The sequence below is a fragment of the Streptomyces sp. NPDC050856 genome (assembly GCF_040653855.1).
GTDB lineage: Bacteria > Actinomycetota > Actinomycetes > Streptomycetales > Streptomycetaceae > Streptomyces.
In genome coordinates this window covers 31100-50953 of the sequence record NZ_JBFAGV010000004.1, presented here as the reverse complement: position 1 = coordinate 50953, position 19854 = coordinate 31100, and the positions used below count along the sequence as shown (strand labels likewise).

The following is a 19854-nucleotide window of genomic DNA, read 5'->3' as shown; positions in this document are numbered from 1 at the left end:
TGCCGTCGGACGGTGGCGGTGCCGATCGGTTCCCCACCGGTGGCACGGCCGCGTCCGGCCGCGACCGCTCACCGGACCTCCCCTTGGGCCGTGGCCGGAGCCGCGCGTCCGGGCGGGCCCGGCCCCGGCGCCCGAAGCGGGTCGGGACGGGGCGGGCCGGCGCGCCGTGACGGCTCGGGGTGGACGTGGGCGGTGCGGCCGTGTGGTCCCGGTGACCGAAGGGGGTGCGGCCCGGGCCCGGGGAGTGCCCGGGCCCGTGGACCGCGCGGGCCGGTGCCGGGGCGCGGCCGGGCCGTCGAGGCCGGTTCGGAGCAGTCGCGCCGACCGGCCTGCTCGGGGGGCGCCGGCCCGGCTCCCGGGGTGTCGCCCCGGTTCCCGGGGCGGGGAGGGGAGTGACCGGGGGCACCGGGAATCCGCCGGGCCCGGCACGCGGTGAGCCGGGGTGCCCGGCCGCACCCCCGGCCATGACGCGGGTGTCAGCGCGACAACGTGCCGTCCGTGGCCGGCCCCGGGGTGCCTCGCAGGCCGGCCCACACGTCGCCCCACTCGTCCGGCACCGTGGGAAGCTCACCGGCGCTGTCCCCGGCGGCTTCTTCGAGGAGCGCCCGCGCCTTGGCCTCGGCCTGGTCGTACCGTTCGGGGAAGGCGGAGCGCTGCACTCCCTGCGCGACCTGGCCGGCGGTCCACTCGGGATGCTGCCGATCGACCTCGACGGCCCGGGTGAAGAAGGAGTTGGACGCGTACGCCACGTCCATGCACTGCTCGGGTGTGCCCCAGCCCTGGCTGGGGCGCTGCTGGAAGACGCCGACGGAATCCTTGTCGCCGCAGGGCAGGTTGTTCATGTGGGACTCGACCCAGCCGGCCTCGAATCCGGCGAGCATGACCTTGTCGTTGACGGCGAGGTCGCGGCCCACCCGATGGACGATCCTGATCACCTCCGGGTCGTGGCCGGCGGGCACCGGGCAGAGGAACGGATCCGCGAGTTCCGTCGCCGGGATGTGGTCCCCCACCGGAGGCGGTTCCGGGGTGGCCGCCCCGGCGAGTTGCCGCCGGCTTCCCAGTGCCCACGCGGCGGCGGTCAGGCCGCCGAGATGGACGAGGCTGCGTCTGGTCACCATGGGAGAGTGGCCCCTTCTCGGTCGCTGTCGTGTCAGGACGCGGATCCGTCCGCCGTGCCCGGGGAAACGCGAGGCTGCCGCTTTCCGCGGCCGTCTTCCCGCCCGGAAGCGGCCCGGGTCGGCAATATAGGACACAAAGGGGCAATCGTCGCGGTAGGTCGAACGTGGAAACGGAAATTCCGCCGGGTGCCGGACGCCGATACCGCGGATCGGGTGCGCCGGGACCCGCTGTCCGCGACTCATGGCGCCGTCGGGGCACACGGCGACGCTCCCTCCCGACCCGCCGGAAGGGAGGAAGCGGACGCCGCTGGGGACCGGTCAGCAGTGGATGAAAATGCTGCGCCAGCCGAAGGGCTGTTTGCTCGACGCGTTGCCCCGGAAGGTGTAGTGGCTCGTTCCGCGGCAGTTGGGTTCGTTGTACATGGCCGCTGTCTGGCCGGTGTAGGTGAACCGGTAGGCGGCGCGGAAATTGGGGTCGATGTTGCTGCATCCGCAGGCGCTGAGCTCCCTGGCCCGGCCGGTGTCCTGTGGGCCCTCCCAGCTGAGGAAGCTGCTCGCGAAGGCGGTGCCGGTGCCCAGCGCGAGGACGGTGGTCATGGCGGCGGAGGTGACGGCGGTGCGGAGCGTACGACGCTTGTGCATGGGACTCCTCGGTGGTGTCGATGTGCCGGTTTCACGAGACACGTAGCTTTGAGTACCCATGTGTGCGCACACGGTAGTCGGGGGTGGCGGGGGCGGGCGGAGGCGGGGGAGGGGAGTGTGTCCCGCCGGGCGCACTCCCGCGCGTCCACCACCGGGGCGGCACGGGGGTCGCTCCACCAAGCGCGGGCGCGGCGGCCGGGCGCGGTCCCTCTCGGGCCGCGCCGGGCCGCCGGCCGCCGTCAGTGGCCGCCGTGCACCTCCAGCGCCGCGCGCACGGCGGATTCCAGCGCTCCCTCGATCCAGGCCGGCTTGAGCGACGTGTGGCACCCGGCGAAGTGGAGCGGGCCCTCCGCGGTGCGCATCTCGGGGAAGATCTCGGTGTGCTGGCCGGGCAGCAGGACGGACGCCTCGCCATAGGCGTACGGGTCGCGCTGCCAGCTCTGTGTACGGCCCACGCCGGTGAAGAACACCTCCAGACGCTGCCCGTACACCTCCTGCATGCCGCGCAGGGCGAGCGCGTACCGGGCCTCGTCGTCGTAGGCGTCCCAGCGCCGGGCGTCGTCGGCCCAGCTGTAGGAGGCCAGCACCACTCCGCCGTCGCTGCCGGGCACCGGGTGCGACGGATGGAACATGAAGCGGTTGGGGTTGTCCGTCACCGAGCCGCCCCCGATGACCTCGGCCGCCTCCGGCTGGTCACGGGAGACCCACGCGTTGGCCGCGTAATGGGTGCGCTGAGCCTCCGTCAGGTGACCGCGCGGGACGGAGGGGTGTCCGCCGAGCAGCCGGCCGTCGTTCGGTACCCGCCCCGTGCGGTACCGGTCGTACAGGCCGGGCTCCATGGCCTCCAGCTCTCTGCGCCAGTCGCTCTCGCCCATCTCCCACCAGCGGCGGCTGAACTCGAGCAGGACCTTCGTCGCGCTGTCGTAGTGCACCTCGCACACCGCGCGCCGCTTCCCGTACGAGAGCTGGGGCGAGATCTGCACATGCCGGAGGCCGGAGAAGGGGATGGTGACGATGGCCGCGTCGCCGGTGAACTCCTCGCGCACCACCGTGCCGTCACGCCCCTCGGAGACGGTGTCGATCCGGACGGCGGGGCCCTCGTCCCGTGTCTCGATGCGAGTGACGCGCCGGTCGAAGCGCACGGCGTCGCGCACCTGGCCGAGCAGGGCGTCGGCCAGCACGGCGGTGCCGCCGGTCAGCTCGTAGAAGGCGGTGCCCGGGCTGATCAGGGAGGCGCTGATGAAGCTGTGCATGAAGGAGAGTGGGAGTCTGGAGGTCATGTTCTCCAGGGTCCCGATCAGGTCGACGGTGCGTTCGTCCAGTTTCGCGTGCTCGGTGAGGAAGCGGTACATCGACCAGTCGCCGAAACGCTGGACGACACGCGCCCACCCCTCCAGCAGTGCGGGCATCGCCTTGTTGCGCCGCACTCCGTCGGCGCCGACCGTGCTGTACTCGTCGCGGACCGGATCGAGGGCCTGGCGCACGATGTCCGCCGCCGGCACGTTCTCGTACTTCCTCGGCACGCCGAACGAGCGGTTGACCGCCTGCGGGTTCCTGGCGTAGTCGGCGCGACGGGTCCTGATGCCGTTGACCCGGATCCAGGTGCGGTGGCGCGGCGTGCCGTCCTCGTCGGTGTCGACGTAGCGGAAGGGCCGCCGCTCGATGCCCAGCCGGTCGACGAGGCCGATGACCAGGGGGTGGCTGCCGGGGATGCGCATGGCGCCCGCCTCGGCGTACTGCCGGGGGTCCGCGAACGGCTGCTCGGCGTTCTCGTGGCCACCGGTGCGGAACGTCTTGATGCGGCCGCCGGCGCGGTTGCCGTTGGCCTCGACGACGGTGACCTCGTGCCCGGCCTCCCGGAGCAGGTGGGCGGCGACCATGCCGGCCGCTCCGGCTCCGAGCACCAGGACCTTCTTGGGCTTCGTGGCCGCCCGGGGCAGGCCGCCGTCGAGCAGGACCTTCCGGTAGCGCGGCACCAGGGGCTGGTCGTCCTCGTCGAGGACCAGCAGGGCACGGGCGACGGTGAGGCAGGTCTGCCAGTCGGCGGTCGACCGGCCGGCGGCGGGCACCGCCTCCGGCGCCGCGAGCGGGGCGCGGGCACGGGCGCCGGCGGGCCCGGCGAGAGTGGCGAGGACCGCGCCGCCGGCCGCCGTGCCCGCCGTGGCCGTGAGCTGACGTCGTGTCAACCGCTGAGAGGATTTCATGATCTGGAGAACTGCTCCGCCCGGCCCCGGCACTGGTCCGACGTGCGGTTTCACCTGAACGAGAAGGAGAATCGATTCCTCGGGGCAGCCAGGACCGCCGCCCGCTAGCTTGGGTCCTCCATTTCGTCGCCCGGCACACCGTCCCGGCCCCCGTCCCGGCTCACACCGTCCCGGCACACCGCGGCGCCGGAGGTGTTCCGCGCCGGCGCCGGTACCGGCCGGGGCGGCAGCCCGCGGCACACGGCCGAGAGGCGGCGCCGTCGGCCCTGGTTGGGGGAGAACACCGTATGAGAGAGCGCTTGGACGCCGCCTGGTCGCGCGCTCGTTACCGTTTCGACAACGTCATCGCCCGGGGTACGCCCGTACTGATCGGCTGGCTCACCCTGGGCTGCCTGCTGATCGTGGTCCCGGCGAGCGTGGGCCTGGTGCTGGTCGACGACGGCGCGCCGCGCTCCCTGTCCGGCCGGGCGGCGGCCGTCTGGACCAGCGTGGGGACGACACTCAAGATCGGCGGCGTGGTCGGCAGCCCCGCGTACGTGGCGCTCTCCGTACTGCTCGCCCTGGTGGCACTGCTCTTCGTGTCGTCTCTCGTCAGCCTGATCACCACGGGCTTCAACCAGCAGATCATGGCCCTGCGCCTCGGCAGGTCGGTGGTCCTGGAGGAGCACCACACCGTCCTGCTCGGCTGGTCGGACCAGATCTTCCCGGTCGTCGCCGAGCTGGTGGCCGCCAAGGCCAACCAGCGCAGGGCGGCCGTCGCCATCCTGGCCCCGAAGGACAAGGTCGAGATGGAGGACGAGATCAGCACCAGGATCGGCGACACGGGCGCGACCCGGATCATCTGCCGCCACGGTTCCACCACCGACCCGGCGGTCCTGGCCCGGGTCAGCCCGCAGACCGCCGACGCGGTCATCGTCCTCTCCGACGGCCGGGAGGGCGGCGACATCCAGGTGGTCAAGACGCTGCTGGCGCTCGACGCCGCCGTGCCGGGCCCGGCCGTGGTGGTGGCCGCCGTCCGCGAGGCCTGCCACCACCTGGCCGCCGAGCTGGCCGCGGGACCCGGCGGCACGGTCCTCAACATCGACGAGGTCACCGCCCGGCTCATCGTGCAGACCTCGCGCCAGCCGGGCCTGTCGCTGGTCTACCAGGACCTGCTGGACTTCTCCGGTGACGAGTTCTACACCGTCACGGAACCCGCCCTGACCGGACGGCCCTTCGGGGACGCCCTCCTCGCGTACCACACCTCGTCGGTCGCCGGCCTGCTGCGTCCCGACGGGACCGTCGTCCTCAACCCGCCCCCGGAAACCCCGCTCACCGCCGACGACCGGATCGTCCTGATCACGGAGGACGACGACACGGCGGCCCTCGCCGAGGCCCCCGCGCCCGTCGACGCGGACGCGATCGTCAGCCCCCGGCCACGGGAGGCGTCCCCCGAGCGGCTGCTGCTCCTGGGGTGGAACCGGCGGGCCCCGGTGATCGTCGCCCAGCTCGACCGGAGCGTGCGCCGGGGCTCGGTGCTGGACGTGGTCGCCCACGGCGCGGAGGAGACGATCCGCTCGCTGCGCGGGATCGGCGCGGCGGCGGAGCGCCTCGCCGTCACCTTCCACGACGGGGACATCGCGGAACCGCGGACCCTGGAGGCCCTGGACGTGCCGTCGTACGACAGTGTGATCGTCCTCGGTTACGACGCTCCCGGGGGCGCGGACGCCGTCGACACCGACGACCGGACGCTGGTCACACTGCTGCACCTGCGTGCCCTGGCCGAGGCCAGCGGCCGGGCGCTCTCCGTCGTCACGGAGATGTACGACGACCGCAACCGGCTGCTCGCGCCGGTGAGGGAGGGCGCCGACTTCATCGTCAGTGGCCGGCTGATCAGTCTGCTGATGACGCAGATCGCCGAGAACCGTCACCTTGCCGACCTCTTCGCGCGTCTTTTCACGCCGGAAGGCAGTGAGATCCACCTCAAGCCCGCGTCGGACTACGTACTGCCCGGCCGGGAGGTCACCTTCGCGACGGTGGTGGAGTCCGCCCGGCGCCGGGGCCAGTGCGCCATCGGCTACCGCGTCCACGCGCGGGCCGCGGCCGACCCGTCGCGCGGCGTCCGCCTCAACCCGGACAAACGGGAGACGGTGCGGTTCCGGGCGGGGGACCGCGTCATCGTGCTGGCGGAGGACTGACCACCCGGCACGGCCACTCGTGGCGGAGGGCGATCAGCACGGGTGGCCTCGCGTCGGACGGCGGGTTTCTCGCATACCCGTGGCCACCGGTGGTGACGTGCCGACCGGTCGGCCCCGCCCCCGGCGCGTGGCCGCTCCCGGTGGCCGGTCCGAGGGGGCGTCACCCCCGGGCGCCCGGGGCGGGCGGCCGTGCCCGGCCGGTGCCCGGGCGCCGGGCGGCGCGGCGCCGCAGCCGCAGCGGCAGCGCGTACCAGCAGAGGCCGAACCACAGCATCACTCCGCCGGCCAGCGCCTCGGCGAGCAGGCCGGGCACCACCACGCGCAGAATCAGCAGGAGGGTGCACCCGATGGTGAGGGCGAGGAGCACCATGCCGTACATCATCAGGCGGCCGGCCGTCTCGACCACTTCGTCCTTCATCCGCTGGCCGGACAGGAAGCGGTGAATGGAGACGGGGGCTATCAGCGACCCCGTGGCCGCCGCCCCGAGCACCACGGTGATGACGTAGACGACACGGTCGAAGGTGCCGAGGTCCCGGAACAGCGGGGTGAAGGCCACGCTGAGCAGGAACCCGAAGAGGATCTGCACACCGGTCTGGGCGACCCGGGTCTCCTGCAGGACCTCGTTCCAGCGGCGGTTGACCCGCTCGCGTGCCGTCTCGGGCCGCTCGAACCGCGGCGAGGACACGGACGCGGACGCGTCGGTCACCGCGCACCGGTCGCACGGGCGGTCATCGGCTCCCGACTCGGCCGACTGTTCCATCATGCTCATGGCACCCTCCAGACCTCAGGCGGACCTGCTGCCCCGTGCGGGAGCGGTCCATGCGGGTGAGGGGCCGGACGCGCCGGAGGGGTCACCCGGTCGGGGTCACCCGCCGCGGGGCGGGCCGTGGGGCAGGTCCGGTGACACGTACCGCTTCCACCGGGCCGGGTCATCGCCTTCCGCGTCGACGCGGAAGGCATCGCGCGGACCCGGTCGGTGCCGGTCCGCCAGGGCCGTGCCGGTGCCGTGCCGGCGCCGGACCCGGTCGGGCGGGAACGACCCGGACGGGAACACCTGACCGAAATGATGTGCTTTGCTGGAAGAGGGCCCACCCCTGTTCCCCTGCTTCGTACCCGCCCTCACGGCCCGTCCCGTACGTCCCGGCCACGGATGCGGATCGCCATGCACAGCTACCGAACCCTTCCCGCCGCGCTCGCCGCGGTGGCCGCCGCCGTCGGCTGCGCGGCCGCTCCGGCGTCGGCCTCGGCGCCCGTGCCGCCCCCGTCCGCCTCCGGACGGACGGTGGCCGTCTCCTCCCCGGCCGACGCGCCGGGCCGGGCCGCCGTGCCCGCGCCGGTCGCGGTGGCCGCGTCCCCCGGGCGGCCGGCGGCCGACAAGACCGACCCCCGGACCGAGACCGCGCTGCTCGCCATCCCGTCGATCGGCCTCCGCGACCTGCGGGTGGTCCCGTACGCGGGGACGACGGACGACTGGGCCGGTACGCGCATCCAGGACCGCGGCGTCGCCGCCAGCCCGTACGGCCGGCACGGGGGCGTCGGTCCCGGCGAGGTGGGAAACTATCTGGTGACGGCGCACCGGCTCTCCGCCGGCGGCCCGCTGCGCGACCTGCCGGCCCTCGCCGAGGGGGACCTTGTCCTTGTCACGTCGGGCGGCCGGGTCCACGAGTACCGGATCACCGACACCCGGCAGACCTCCTTCCGGTCCGAGCGCTCCCTCGCCGAGCAGCGGGCCGACGTGCCCGGGGCGCCGGGCAGGAAACCGGTCAAGGCCATGATCACCATCTCCACCTGCGCCACGCCCGAGGACGACGCGGCCGGCAACTTCTGGCGCGACGAGAAGGGCAACCCGGAGCACCGCATCGACAAGATCGGTGAGCTGGTCTCCTCGCGGAAGGCGCCCTGAGCCGGACCGCCGCCGGACCGTCGCGGCCCGCGGGCCGGGACACTGGGCTGGGACACCGGGCCGGGACACCGGGCAGTGGGCCCGCCCGGGGCGCCGGCTCGGGTCGCCCCTCCCGGGGCCTTGGACGAGAATGATGTACCGGCCCCAGTGGCCGGGGAGAGGCCGGCGGGCAGACGCGCCACACCCCGAGGTGAGGTTCCGCGTGGACGCACACGAGTGGACGAGCGACGCACCGGAGCCCGGCACGGCCGTGGGATACGCGGGGGTGCTCCGCGAGCTGCTCCCGATCGCCCTGTGGCGGGCCGACGCGGAGGGGCGCGTCCTGGAGTGGTCACTGGCCGCCCAGGACCTCCTCGGCTACCCGCCCGAACAGCTCATCGGCCGGTACGGCGGGCCGATCCTCATCCCCGGGCCCGACCGGGCGGCCGCCGAGCGGTTGACCCGGAAGGTCCAGGCGGGGGAGACGGTGGTCGGCACCCTCCCGCTGCGGCACCGCGACGGCCACGTGGTGCCCATGGAGATGTGGATCGTCCCCGCCGCCGACCGGCTGGGACGGACCGGCACCCTGTCCATCGCCGTGGAGACCTCCGCCGTGCGGGGCATGCGCGACTCACTGGCGGCCCTGGAGGGCCTGTTCACCCAGTCGCCCATCGGCCTGGCCATGCTCGGCCCCGACCTGCGCTTCCTGCGGGTCAACGAGGCGCTGGCGCGGATGAACGGCGTGTCCGCCGCCGAACACCTCGGACGGCGGCTCTCCGAGGTCGCCCCGCAGATCAACGCGCTCGCCCTGGAAGGGTCGATGCGGAAGGTCCTGGACAGCGGCGAGGCGGTGGTCGACGTCCGCCGCACCGGCCGCACCCCCGCCGACCCCGACCACGACCGCACCTGGTCCTGTTCCTACGCCCCGCTGCTGGACGGCTCCGGCCGCCGGCTGGGCCTGGTCGCCTCCCTGATCGACATCACCGACGGGCAGCGGGCCCAGGTCGAGGCCGAACGGGCCCGCCGGCGCTTCTCCCTGCTGGCCGAGGCCGGAACGCGCATAGGGACCACCCTGGACCTGCGCCGGACCGCCGAGGAGGTCGCGCAGCTCCTGGTGCCCCGGCTGGCCGACTCCGCCGACGTGCACCTGCTGGAGGAGGTGCTCGACCCCGACGAGGCCGCCGCGTCCACCCACGGGGTGGTGCGCCGGGTGGCCATCGCCTTCACCGACCCCTCCGCCCCCGCCGACGCCCTCCGGGCGGGGCTGACCTACCGACTGCCGCTCGGCTCGGTGTACGAGCACGTCATCGCCGAGGGACGCCCCCTGGACCTCTACCAGACCGACATCCCCGCCCTGGTCACCGATCCGGGAGCGGAGCACCTGCGGACCTACCTGGCGACCCTGGGCTCGGCGCGGCTGGTCCCGCTGGTCGCCCGAGGGAAGGTCCTCGGGGCGGTGGTGGTGACCCGGACCCGCGACCGGGGGCCGTTCGACGAGCAGGAGTGCGTGCTCGTCGACGAGCTGGTCGCCCGGGCGGCGCTGAACATCGACAACGCCCTCATGTACACCGGCCAGCGGCAGGCCGCCCTCACCCTGCGGCGCAGCCTCACCAACAACGCGCTGCCGGACGTGGCCGGGCTCGAACTCACCGGACGCTACCTCCCGGCCAGCGACCACGAGGTGGGCGGCGATTGGTTCGACGCCATCACCCTGCCCGGCGGCAGGACCGGGCTGGTCATCGGGGACGTCATGGGGCACGGCATCCACGCGGCGGCCGTCATGGGGCAGCTCCGCACGGCGGTGCGGACCCTGGCCCGCCACGACATCCCCCCGGCCCGGATGCTCGCCTCCCTGGACACCGCCGTCGCCGACCTGGGCGAGAACGAGATGGCGACCTGCCTGTACGCGGTCCACGACCCGGTGGCCGGCGAGTGCCTGATCGCCAGGGCCGGCCATCCTCCGCCCGCCCTGGCCGGCGTCCGGGGGACGACCGTGTTCCTGGACAGCCCGCCGGGGACGCCGCTGGGCACCGGCGGCCGGGACTTCCGCACCGAGCGGGTGCCGCTGCCGCCCGGGAGCCTGCTGGTGCTGTACACCGACGGTCTCATCGAGGCCCGTGACCGGGACCTCGACCAGGGGATGGGGCAGCTCGCCGAGGCGCTGCTCCACCTCGACCACCCCCTGGACGACATCTGCGACGGCATCCTCGGCAGGCTGCTGCCGTCCACGGCCCAGGACGACGTGGCGGTACTGCTCGCCAGAGCACCCCGGACCCCGCACGAGAGGCAGCGATGGACACACCGGTGACCACCTTCAGCGAAGGCCCCGAGGATCCGTTCGCGGTGCGGCGTGCGGCCTCGGTGGTGCTGGACGACGGCGGACGGGTCGTCGGCTGGAGCAGCCGGGCCGAGGAACTGCTCGGGTACGCGGCGCGGGAGGCGCTGGGGCGGCCGTCGGCCGGTTTCCTGGTGCACCCGGGCGACCACCGGGTCGTCCTGGACGCGGTGGCGGCGTGTGTCCGGGACCGGGGCTGGTTCGGCGTGGTCCCCGTCCGCCACCGCGACGGCCACTGTGTGGAAGTGGGCTGCCGGGCCCGGGTGATCGAACGGGGCGGCTCCCACCGCGAGTGGTTCGTCGTGGGGGCGCCGGCCGATGAGGTGGTCCAGTGGGAGACGGACCGGTCGGTCCTGGACGGACTGTTCCGCCGCTCCCCGATCGGACTGTCCGTCCACGCCCCGGACCTGACGATCCTGCGGGTGAACCGGGCCATCGCCGGGTTCAGCCGGATCCCGGTCGAAGGGCACCGGGGGCTGCGCACCAGCGACTTCCTGATCCAGCGGGACACCGACACGGTGGAGGACCAGCTGCGGGAGGTGCTCAGGACCGGCCAGTCCTCGGTCTTCACCGAACAGCCCTGCACCCTGCGGCTCGATCCGGGCCGCGAGCTGGTGGTGTCGGTGTCGGCCTTCCGCATGGAGGACCCGGCCGGCCGGGTCCTGGGGGTGACGCAGACCGTGGAGGACGTCACGGACCGCTACCGGGCCCGTCGCCGGCTCGCCCTGCTCAACGAGGCGAGCGCCCGTATCGGCAGTGCGCTGGACGTGGCGGAGACGGCCCGTGAGCTGGCCGGCGTGGCGGTGCCGGTGCTCGCCGAGGGCGTGTGCGTCGACCTGCTGGAGCCGGTGACCCGGGGCGAGGAACCGGCCCAGGAGGTCCTGGGCCCCCTGCGCCGGTCGGCGGTCCGCGGCACCCTGCCGGACACCGGGGCGGAGGCCCGCCAGGTGGGCCGGACGATCCATGTCGTCCCGGGCACCGTGCAGGCGCGCTGCCTGACGGAGCGGCGCCCGGTCCTGGACGAGCGGGCGCGGGACGAGCGGAACCTGCGGGACGAGCGGGAGGAGGGGGACGGGGCCGGACCGGCCCCCCGTTCGCTGCTGGTGGTGCCGCTGGTGGCGCGGGGACTCGTGCTCGGCCTGCTGTCGCTGCGCCGGTCGGGGCGGGCCGAACCGTTCGAGGCGGACGACCTCACCCTGGCCGAGGAACTCGCCGCCCGCGCCGCCGTCTGCGTCGACAACGCCCGCCGCTACACCCAGCAGCACCAGGCGGCCCTCACCCTCCAGCACAGCCTGCTCCCGCACGGGGTGCCCGAGCACCCGGCGGCCGAACTCGCCCACCGCTACCTGCCGGCCGACGCCACGACCGGCGTGGGCGGCGACTGGTTCGACGTCATCCCGCTCTCCGGGCTCCGCGTCGCCCTGGTCGTCGGCGACGTGGTCGGTCACGGCATGCACGCCGCGGCCACCATGGGCCGGCTGCGGGCCGCCGTACACACCCTGGCCAACCTGGACCTGACCCCCGACGAGGTCCTGGCCCGCCTCGACGACCTGGTGGACCGACTGGCCGCCGAGCAGGAGCCGGGCGGTGAGGACACGCCCCAAGTCGTGGGCGCCACCTGCCTGTACGCGGTCTACGACCCGGTCAGCCGGTACTGCTCCCTGGCCCGCGCCGGCCACCCGTCGCCCGTCGTGGTGACCCCCGGCGGGCGGGCGAGCCTGCTCGACCTGCCCGCCGGACCGCCGCTGGGCCTCGGCGGACTGCCGTTCGAGTCAGCCGACCTGGAGCTGGCCGAGGGCAGCCTGCTGGCCCTCTACACCGACGGCCTCATCCGCTCCGGCGACCAGGATCCCGACGAGCGCCTGGCGGCGCTGCGGGGGGCGCTGGGCGCTTGCGACGAGCACACCGCCCGCGCCCGCTCGCCGGAGGAGACCTGCGCCGCGGTGGAGGACGCGCTGCTGCACGCCCGCCCCACCGACGACGTGGCGCTGCTGGTCGCCCGTACCCGCGTCCTGGCGGACGGGAAGGTCGCCACCTGGCAGTTGCCCATGGACGCGACCGCCGCGGCCCGCGCCCGGGCGCTGACGGCCTCCCAACTGGCCGAGTGGGGCCTGGAGGACATGGCCTTCACCACCGAACTCATCGTCAGCGAGCTGGTCACCAACGCCTACCGGTACGGTGGCGAACCGATCGCCCTGCGGCTCATCCGCGACCGCCACCTCATCTGCGAGGTGTGCGACACCGGTGGCACCGCACCGCACCTGCGCCGGGCCCGCAGCACCGACGAGGGCGGTCGCGGACTGTTCCTGGTGGCCCAGCTCACCGACCGGTGGGGAACCCGGTACTCCCGCGAGGGCAAGACCATCTGGACCGAACAGTCGCTCCCGCCGGCGGGGCGACCGGAGCGACCGGGCCGCCGCCCGACCGGATGAGACGGCGCGTCAGCGGCACGTGACGCCGGCCGGTCCGGCCCGCCGCCGCCCGTGCCGGGTTCCCGGCCGCACGCAACCTCCCCGCGTCACCTCCCGTCATCCCCGGTACAGGACACCGGTGCTGCGGTACGAGGAGCGGGCGATGGGCGACGGGGAACGACGAACGGGCGACGGCGGGGAGCGGATCGGGGGCCGGGCCGGGGACCGCGCGGCCGGGGACGGCGGGCCCACCCGCCGCCGCCTGCTGGGCGCGGGCGTCGCCGCCGCCTCGGGCCTGGCACTGACGGCGGCCGCCGGCTCCGCGGCCGGCGCCCTCGTCCCCACCGCGAGGGCCGGGCTGTCCGCCGGCAGGACCCCCCGGGCGCCCCGCGCCGCCGACTGGGCGGCCCTGGCCAAGGGGCTGGACGGCCCGCTGATCCGGCCCGGCGACCGGCGTTACGACGCCGCGCGCACCCTGTTCAACCCGCGGTTCGACGCCCTGCGGCCCGCCGCCGTCGCCTACTGCGCCCGGCCCGAGGACGTCCGTGACTGCCTGCGGTTCGCCCGCGGCCACGGGGTGCCCGTCGCGGTGCGCAGCGGCGGGCACTCGTACGCGGGCTGGTCGTCCGGCCCCGGACTGGTCGTCGACGTCCAGAAGATGGCGTCCGTCTCGCTCTCCTCGGGCACCGCCACGATCGGCGCCGGCGCCAAACTCATCGACGTGTACGACCGGCTGACCGCCGAGGGCCGCACCATTCCGGCCGGGTCGTGTCCCACGGTCGGTGTGTCGGGGCTGGCACTCGGCGGCGGCATCGGCGTCGTCAGCCGCGCCTACGGACTCACCAGCGACAGCGTGACCGGCGCGCGGGTGGTCACCGCCGACGGCCGGATCCGCTACGTCGACGCCCGGCACGAGCCGGACCTGTTCTGGGCGCTCCGCGGCGGTGGCAACGCGCAGTTCGGCGTCGTCACCGAACTGCGGATGCGGACCCACGCGGCACCCCGGTGCACCACGTTCTTCCTCAGCTGGCCCTGGTCGCGGGCCGCGGCCGTGGTGCGGGAGTGGCAGCGCTGGGCCCCGGCCGCGCCCGACGCCCTCTGGGCCAACCTGCACCTGGCGGCTCCGGTGGGCGGCCGGCCGGGCTCGGTACGGGTCGGCGGGCTGGCCCTGACCGGCCGGGGAGACTTGGAGAACCGCCTGGACCGGCTCGCCGCGGCCGTCGGCGCCCCGCCGCGCTCGGAGTCGGTGCGCACCCGCCCGTTCATGGACGCCATGAAGGTGATGGGCGGGGTCTCGGGCCTGACCGTCCCCCAGGCCCACCAGAAGGGAACCCTGCCGGGCCGCGACCCCGGCGGCCGGGTGGCGCGCGAATCGTACGCGGCCCGTTCCGACTTCTACACCCGGCCGATCCCCGCGGACGGCGTCAAGGCACTGCTCGCCCAGGTGGAACGGCTGGCCGGGCTGACCGGCGGCGGCGCGGGCAGCGTCGCGCTGGACGCCATGGGCGGGGCGGTGAACCGCGTCCGGCCCACCGACACCGCGTTCGTCCATCGCGACGCGCTCTTCCTCGCCCAGTACATCGTCTCCTGGCCCGACAGCGCCCCCGCGTCCACGGTGGCCCGGCACCGGGCCTGGCTGGACGGCACGTACCGGGCGATGCGGCCGTGGGCGAGCGGGCAGGCGTACCAGAACTACACGGACCCCGCCCTGCGGGACTGGCGCCGCGCCTACTACGGCGTGAACGCCGCCCGCCTCGCGAAGGTGAGGGCCGCCTACGATCCCGGCCGTCTCTTCCGCCACCCCCACACGTTCTGACGCGGCCCCCCGCCCGGGCCGACGGGGCGCCGCGTCACCAGGTCACGTCGTCGAGGGGCAGGTCCACGGCCGGCTGCTGCCCGTCGGGGGCGAGAGGCTGCTCGGTCCACATCACCTTGCCCGTCGGCGTGTAGCGGGTGCCCCACCGCCCGGCGAACTGGGAGACGAGGAACAGCCCGCGCCCGCCCTCGTCGGTGGTGGCCGCGCGCCGCAGGTGCGGTAAGGTGCTGCTGCCGTCGGACACCTCGCAGATCAGGCTGCGCTGGAACAGCAGCCGTACGTGGATCGGCGCGGAGCCGTGGCGGATCGCGTTGGTGATCAGCTCGCTCAGCATCAGCTCGGTGCTGAACCCGATGTCGCCCAGCCCCCACGCCTCAAGCTGGCGCCCGCACGCCGCGCGGACCGGGGCCACGGCCGCCGGGTCGGGCGGGACGTCCCAGTCGGCGACGCGCTCGGGGCCCAGCAGGTGGGTGCGGGCCACCAGCAGCGCGATGTCGTCGTCCCGGTGGGGCGGCAGCATCGCGTCGAACACCGCCCGGCAGGTGTCCTCCGGGGTGCCGTCCGCGTGGGCGGCCAGCGTGTCGCACAGCAGCCGCAGGCCGGTGTCGACATCCCGCCGCCGGTGCTCGATGAGCCCGTCGGTGTAGAGGACCAGCCGGCTGCCCTCGGGCAGCCGCACCTCGGTGGTCTCGAACGGCAGCCCGCCCAGTCCCAGCGGCGGGAACACCGGCACCCGGAGGAGTTCCACCGAGCCGTCCGGGCGCACCAGCACGGGCGAGAAGTGCCCCGCCGTCGCCATGGCGCACCGGCCGGAGACCGGGTCGTAGATGGCGTACAAGCAGGTCGCCCCGGTGATGGCGTCCCCGCCGGCCGCGTCCCCGGCCTCCTCCTCGTCGATCCGTGACACCAGCTCGTCCAGGTGGCCCAGCAGCTCGTCCGGCGGCAGGTCGAGCGCGGAGAAGTTGTGCACCGCGGTGCGCAGCCGACCCATGGTGGCGGCGGCGTGCAGGCCGTGGCCGACCACGTCGCCGACCACCAGGGCGACCCGGGCGCCCGGCAGCGGGATCACGTCGAACCAGTCGCCGCCCACCCCGGCCTGCGCGGGCAGATAGCGGTGGGCGACGTCGACGGCGTCCTGCTCGGGCAGGACCCGGGGCAGCAGGCTGCGCTGGAGGGTGACGGCCATGGCGTGCTCGCGGGTGAAGCGCCGGGCGTTGTCGATGGCCACGGCGGCCCGCGCGGCCAGTTCCTCGGCGAAGGCCAGGTCCTCCGCCTCGAACCGTTCGGGACGCTCCGAGCGCCAGAAGTTCGCCATCCCCAGGACGACCCCGCGGGCCCGCAGCGGCACCACGAGCAGCGAGTGGATGCCGTGGGCGACGGCGCGGTCGGCCCCGGCCGGGTCCTGGGCCCGCCAGCCGTGCGCCACGGCCAGATCCGCCTCCAGCACGGCGTGCCCACCGGCCAGCGCGGCCGCCATCGGCGTGGTGGGAACGTCGAACCTGATCAGGTCCCCGACCGGCTGGAGGGGGTGGTCCGGCCGGATGCCGGTCACCGCGGCGCGGCGCATCTCGGCGGGCGCGCCGGCCGGCTCCTCGCCGCGCAGCACCGGGTCCAGCAGCTCCACCGTGACGAAGTCGGCGAACCGGGGGACCGCCACCTCCGACAGCTCCTCGGCGGTGCGCACCACGTCGAGCGTGGTGCCGATGCGCACCCCCGCCTCGTACAGCAGCTTCAGGCGCTCCCGAGCCAGTTCGGCCGCGCCCGACATGGCGCGCAGCTCGGTGGTGTCCCGGAGCGTGGCGACCGTGCCGGGCGGCCCGCCGTAGGGAGCGGTGCGGCGGGTGTTGACGCCCAGCAGGCGGTCCCCGGCCAGGTGCACCTCGTCGGTGACGGTACGGCCGGAGGTCAGCAGCCCGGCGGTGTCCTCGTCCAGACCCAGCTCGGCGACCGGCCGTCCCTCCGCGTCGGCGGGCAGCGCCAGGAGCCTGCGGGCCTCGTCGTTGGCGAGGGTCAGCCGGCCGTCGCCGCCGATGATCAGCACCCCTTCGCGCACCGCGTGCAGAACCGCGTCGTGGTGCTCGTACATCCGGGTCATCTCGGTCGGGCCGAGACCGTGCGTCTGCCGCCGCAGCCGCCTGCTCACCAGGGCGGAGCTGCCGGTGGCCAGGGCGAGCGCGGCGGCGGCGCAACCCAGCAGGACCGGCAGGTGGCGGTCCACCGCGTCCCCGACGCTCTCGATCCGCACCCCGGCGCCCACCAGGCCGGCGACCGCCCCGCCGGCGTCGGTGACGGGGACGACGGCCCGGGCCGCGTCATTGGGGTCGCCCTCGAAGACCTCCGTGAAGGCCGAACCGGCGGCGGCCCGCTCCACGCCCTCGGCGCGCCGGCCGATCAGCCGGGGGTCGGTGTCGGCGTAGCGGGTGCCGTCCCTGGCCATGACCACGAGAAAGTCCACCCCGGCGCCCTCCCGGGCGTCCCGCACGTGGGGCTGCAGCGCGGCGGTGGGGTCGGCCGCCCGCAGTGCTTGCAGGGTGCCCGGCGCCTCGGCGAAGGACTCGGCCGCGGCGAGCGACCGGTTCTGGGCGTCCCGCTCGCTGTCGTACCGGGTCTGGAAGGCGAGTGCCACCACGGCGGCGGTGATCAGCAGGACCGCGACCACGATCTGCAGCAGGAGCACCTGCCCGGCGACGCTGCGCGCCCCCAGCAGACCGGCGCGGGGGCGGCCGGACGCATGCCTGGGTCGTCCGAGACGTCCGCTCATGCCCAATTTCTAGCACTGGATGCCTTTTGCCAGCGACCGCGGGTGGTCAGGGCGCTGCGGCCCGCGCCGGCGGCGCGGCCGGGCCGCCGGGGGCAGGGCCCCTTCGAGAAGGGGCCGATCACGAGATATCTTGATGTCGAGCAATGTTACAGACGTGGAGCGGAGCACCCGGTGACTGACTCGACCATCATCTATACGCACACCGACGAGGCCCCGGCCCTGGCGACGTATTCGTTCTTGCCCGTGGTCCAGGCGTACGCCTCGACGGCCGGGGTCAGCGTGGAGACCCGCGACATCTCTCTGGCGGGGCGGATCATCTCCAGCTTCCCGGAGCGTCTCCAGGAGGGCCAGCGGATCGAGGACGCGCTGGCCGAGCTCGGTGAGCTGGCCAAGACGCCCGAGGCCAACATCATCAAGCTGCCGAACATCTCGGCCTCGATCCCGCAGCTCAAGGCGGCGATCGCCGAGCTCCAGCAGCAGGGCTACGCGCTGCCGGACTACCCCGACGACCCGAAGACCGACGAGGACCGCGACGTCCGCGCCCGCTACGACAAGGTCAAGGGCAGCGCCGTCAACCCGGTCCTGCGCGAGGGCAACTCCGACCGCCGCGCCCCCGCGTCGGTCAAGAACTACGCCAAGACCCACCCGCACCGGATGGGCGCCTGGTCGCCGGAGTCGAAGACCAACGTCGCCACCATGGGACACGACGACTTCCGTTCCACCGAGAAGTCCGCGGTCGTCGCGGAGGCCGGTTCGCTGCGCATCGAGTTCGCCGGGGACGACGGCACCACCACCGTCCTGCGCGAGTCGGTGCCGGTGCTCGCGGGCGAGGTCGTGGACGCGTCCGTCATGCGGGTGGCCGCGCTGCGCGAGTTCCTCCAGGAGCAGGTCGCCCGCGCCAAGGCCGAGGGCGTGCTCTTCTCCGTCCACCTGAAGGCCACGATGATGAAGGTCTCCGACCCGATCATCTTCGGCCACGTGGTACGCGCCTTCTTCCCGCAGACCTTCGCCCAGTACGGCGAGACCCTCGCGGCGGCCGGCCTGTCCCCGAACGACGGACTCGGCGGGATCTTCAAGGGCCTGGAGGCGCTGCCCGAGGGCGAGCGGATCAAGGCGTCCTTCGAGGCCGAGCTGACCGAGGGCCCCGCCCTGGCCATGGTCGACTCCGACCGGGGCATCACCAACCTGCACGTGCCGAGCGACGTCATCGTCGACGCCTCCATGCCGGCCATGATCCGCACCTCGGGCCACATGTGGGGCCCCGACGGCCAGGAGGCCGACACCCTCGCGGTCCTGCCCGACAGCAGCTACGCGGGCATCTACCAGGTCGTCATCGACGACTGCCGCGCCAACGGCGCCTTCGACCCCGCCACCATGGGCTCGGTGCCCAACGTCGGGCTGATGGCGCAGAAGGCCGAGGAGTACGGCAGCCACGACAAGACCTTCGAGATCTCCCGGCCCGGCACCGTGCGGGTGGTCGACGGCAACGGCGACGTGGTGCTGGAGCAGGCGGTGGGCGCCGGCGACATCTTCCGGATGTGCCAGACGAAGGACGCCCCCATCAAGGACTGGGTCAAGCTGGCGGTCACGCGGGCCCGCGCCACCGGCGTCCCGGCCGTCTTCTGGCTCGACGAGAGCCGCGCCCACGACGCCAACCTGATCGAGAAGGTCAAGGCGTACCTGCCGGAGCACGACACCGACGGCCTCCGGATCGAGATCATGTCGCCGGTCGAGGCGACCGCGTTCTCGCTGGAGCGCATCCGGCGCGGCGAGGACACCATCTCGGTCACCGGCAACGTCCTGCGCGACTACCTGACCGACCTGTTCCCGATCCTGGAGCTGGGCACGAGCGCCAAGATGCTCTCCGTCGTGCCCCTCATGAACGGCGGCGGGCTGTTCGAGACGGGCGCCGGCGGCTCCGCGCCCAAGCACGTCCAGCAGCTCGTCAAGGAGAACTACCTGCGCTGGGACAGCCTGGGCGAGTTCCTCGCCCTCGCGGTCAGCTTCGAGCACCTCGCCCAGACCACCGGCAACGCGCGCGCCCAGGTGCTCGCCGACACCCTGGACCGGGCGACCGCCACCTTCCTCAACGAGGACAAGTCGCCCAGCCGCCGCCTCGGTGGCATCGACAACCGCGGCAGCCACTTCTACCTGGCGCTGTACTGGGCCCAGGAGCTGGCCGCGCAGACCGACGACGCGCGGCTCGCGGAGGCGTTCGGGCCGCTCGCCAAGACGCTGGCCGAGCAGGAGCGGACCATCGTCGACGAGCTGATCGCCGTGCAGGGCTCGCCGGTCGACATCGGCGGGTACTACCGCCCGGACGCGGACAAGGCCTCGGCGGTCATGCGTCCGTCGGCGACCTTCAACCAGGCGCTGGCCACCCTCGGCTGACGCACCGCTGTCGCGCCGCCGGCGCGGCCCGTCGGCGCCGCCCGGTGCCGGCGGGCCCGGCCGGTGTGGACGGCGACCGCCCCGGCTGGACCGCACGGTCCAGCCGGGGCGGTCGCC

11 protein-coding genes are annotated in these 19854 nt (G+C 74.3%); 6 read left to right on the top strand and 5 right to left on the bottom strand.

Annotated features, from left to right (window positions below; translation table 11 throughout):
• Nucleotides 1–476: 476 nt before the first annotated feature.
• From AB0H53_RS05055 to AB0H53_RS05045, 3 genes are all read right to left on the bottom strand, one after another.
• Nucleotides 477–1115: a hypothetical protein gene (locus AB0H53_RS05055; protein WP_362107354.1), complete on the bottom strand. Its 639-nt coding sequence runs from the start codon at nt 1113–1115 to the stop codon at nt 477–479.
• Nucleotides 1116–1436: 321 nt separating this feature from the next.
• Nucleotides 1437–1760 carry a MiAMP1 family antimicrobial peptide gene (locus AB0H53_RS05050; RefSeq protein ID WP_362107351.1) on the bottom strand — a complete coding sequence of 108 codons (324 nt, stop codon included), beginning with the start codon at nt 1758–1760 and terminating at the stop codon, nt 1437–1439.
• A 239-nt stretch (nt 1761–1999) separates the two neighbouring features.
• Nucleotides 2000–3964, bottom strand: a complete 1965-nt coding sequence (locus AB0H53_RS05045) for an NAD(P)/FAD-dependent oxidoreductase (RefSeq protein ID WP_362107348.1) — start codon at nt 3962–3964, stop codon at nt 2000–2002.
• Nucleotides 3965–4251: 287 nt separating this feature from the next.
• Between AB0H53_RS05045 and AB0H53_RS05040 the strand changes: the two genes are divergently transcribed.
• Nucleotides 4252–6141: an NAD-binding lipoprotein gene (locus AB0H53_RS05040; RefSeq protein WP_362107345.1), complete on the top strand. Its 1890-nt coding sequence runs from the start codon at nt 4252–4254 to the stop codon at nt 6139–6141.
• 160 nt (nt 6142–6301) lie between these two features.
• Here AB0H53_RS05040 and AB0H53_RS05035 read toward each other — a convergent pair whose 3' ends face one another.
• Nucleotides 6302–6910, bottom strand: a complete 609-nt coding sequence (locus AB0H53_RS05035) for a DUF6328 family protein (RefSeq protein ID WP_362107342.1) — start codon at nt 6908–6910, stop codon at nt 6302–6304.
• A 393-nt stretch (nt 6911–7303) separates the two neighbouring features.
• On the opposite strand from AB0H53_RS05035, the gene AB0H53_RS05030 reads away from it, so the two are divergent.
• The 4 genes from AB0H53_RS05030 to AB0H53_RS05015 all read left to right on the top strand — a co-directional run bounded on the left by AB0H53_RS05030 (nt 7304) and on the right by AB0H53_RS05015 (nt 14585).
• Nucleotides 7304–8044, top strand: a complete 741-nt coding sequence (locus AB0H53_RS05030; protein WP_362107340.1) for a class E sortase — start codon at nt 7304–7306, stop codon at nt 8042–8044.
• 202 nt (nt 8045–8246) lie between these two features.
• Nucleotides 8247–10331 carry a SpoIIE family protein phosphatase gene (locus AB0H53_RS05025; protein ID WP_362107337.1) on the top strand — a complete coding sequence of 695 codons (2085 nt, stop codon included), beginning with the start codon at nt 8247–8249 and terminating at the stop codon, nt 10329–10331.
• Nucleotides 10316–12790, top strand: a complete 2475-nt coding sequence (locus AB0H53_RS05020) for a SpoIIE family protein phosphatase (protein WP_362107334.1) — start codon at nt 10316–10318, stop codon at nt 12788–12790. The genes AB0H53_RS05025 and AB0H53_RS05020 overlap by 16 nt, the downstream gene beginning before the upstream one ends.
• 118 nt (nt 12791–12908) lie before the next feature.
• Nucleotides 12909–14585: an FAD-binding oxidoreductase gene (locus tag AB0H53_RS05015; RefSeq protein ID WP_362107331.1), complete on the top strand. Its 1677-nt coding sequence runs from the start codon at nt 12909–12911 to the stop codon at nt 14583–14585.
• A gap of 34 nt (nt 14586–14619) precedes the next feature.
• Here AB0H53_RS05015 and AB0H53_RS05010 read toward each other — a convergent pair whose 3' ends face one another.
• Nucleotides 14620–17346 carry a SpoIIE family protein phosphatase gene (locus AB0H53_RS05010; protein ID WP_362107329.1) on the bottom strand — a complete coding sequence of 909 codons (2727 nt, stop codon included), beginning with the start codon at nt 17344–17346 and terminating at the stop codon, nt 14620–14622.
• 171 nt (nt 17347–17517) lie between these two features.
• On the opposite strand from AB0H53_RS05010, the gene AB0H53_RS05005 reads away from it, so the two are divergent.
• Nucleotides 17518–19737 carry an NADP-dependent isocitrate dehydrogenase gene (locus AB0H53_RS05005; RefSeq protein ID WP_362107326.1) on the top strand — a complete coding sequence of 740 codons (2220 nt, stop codon included), beginning with the start codon at nt 17518–17520 and terminating at the stop codon, nt 19735–19737.
• The last annotated feature ends 117 nt before the right edge of the window (nt 19738–19854 follow it).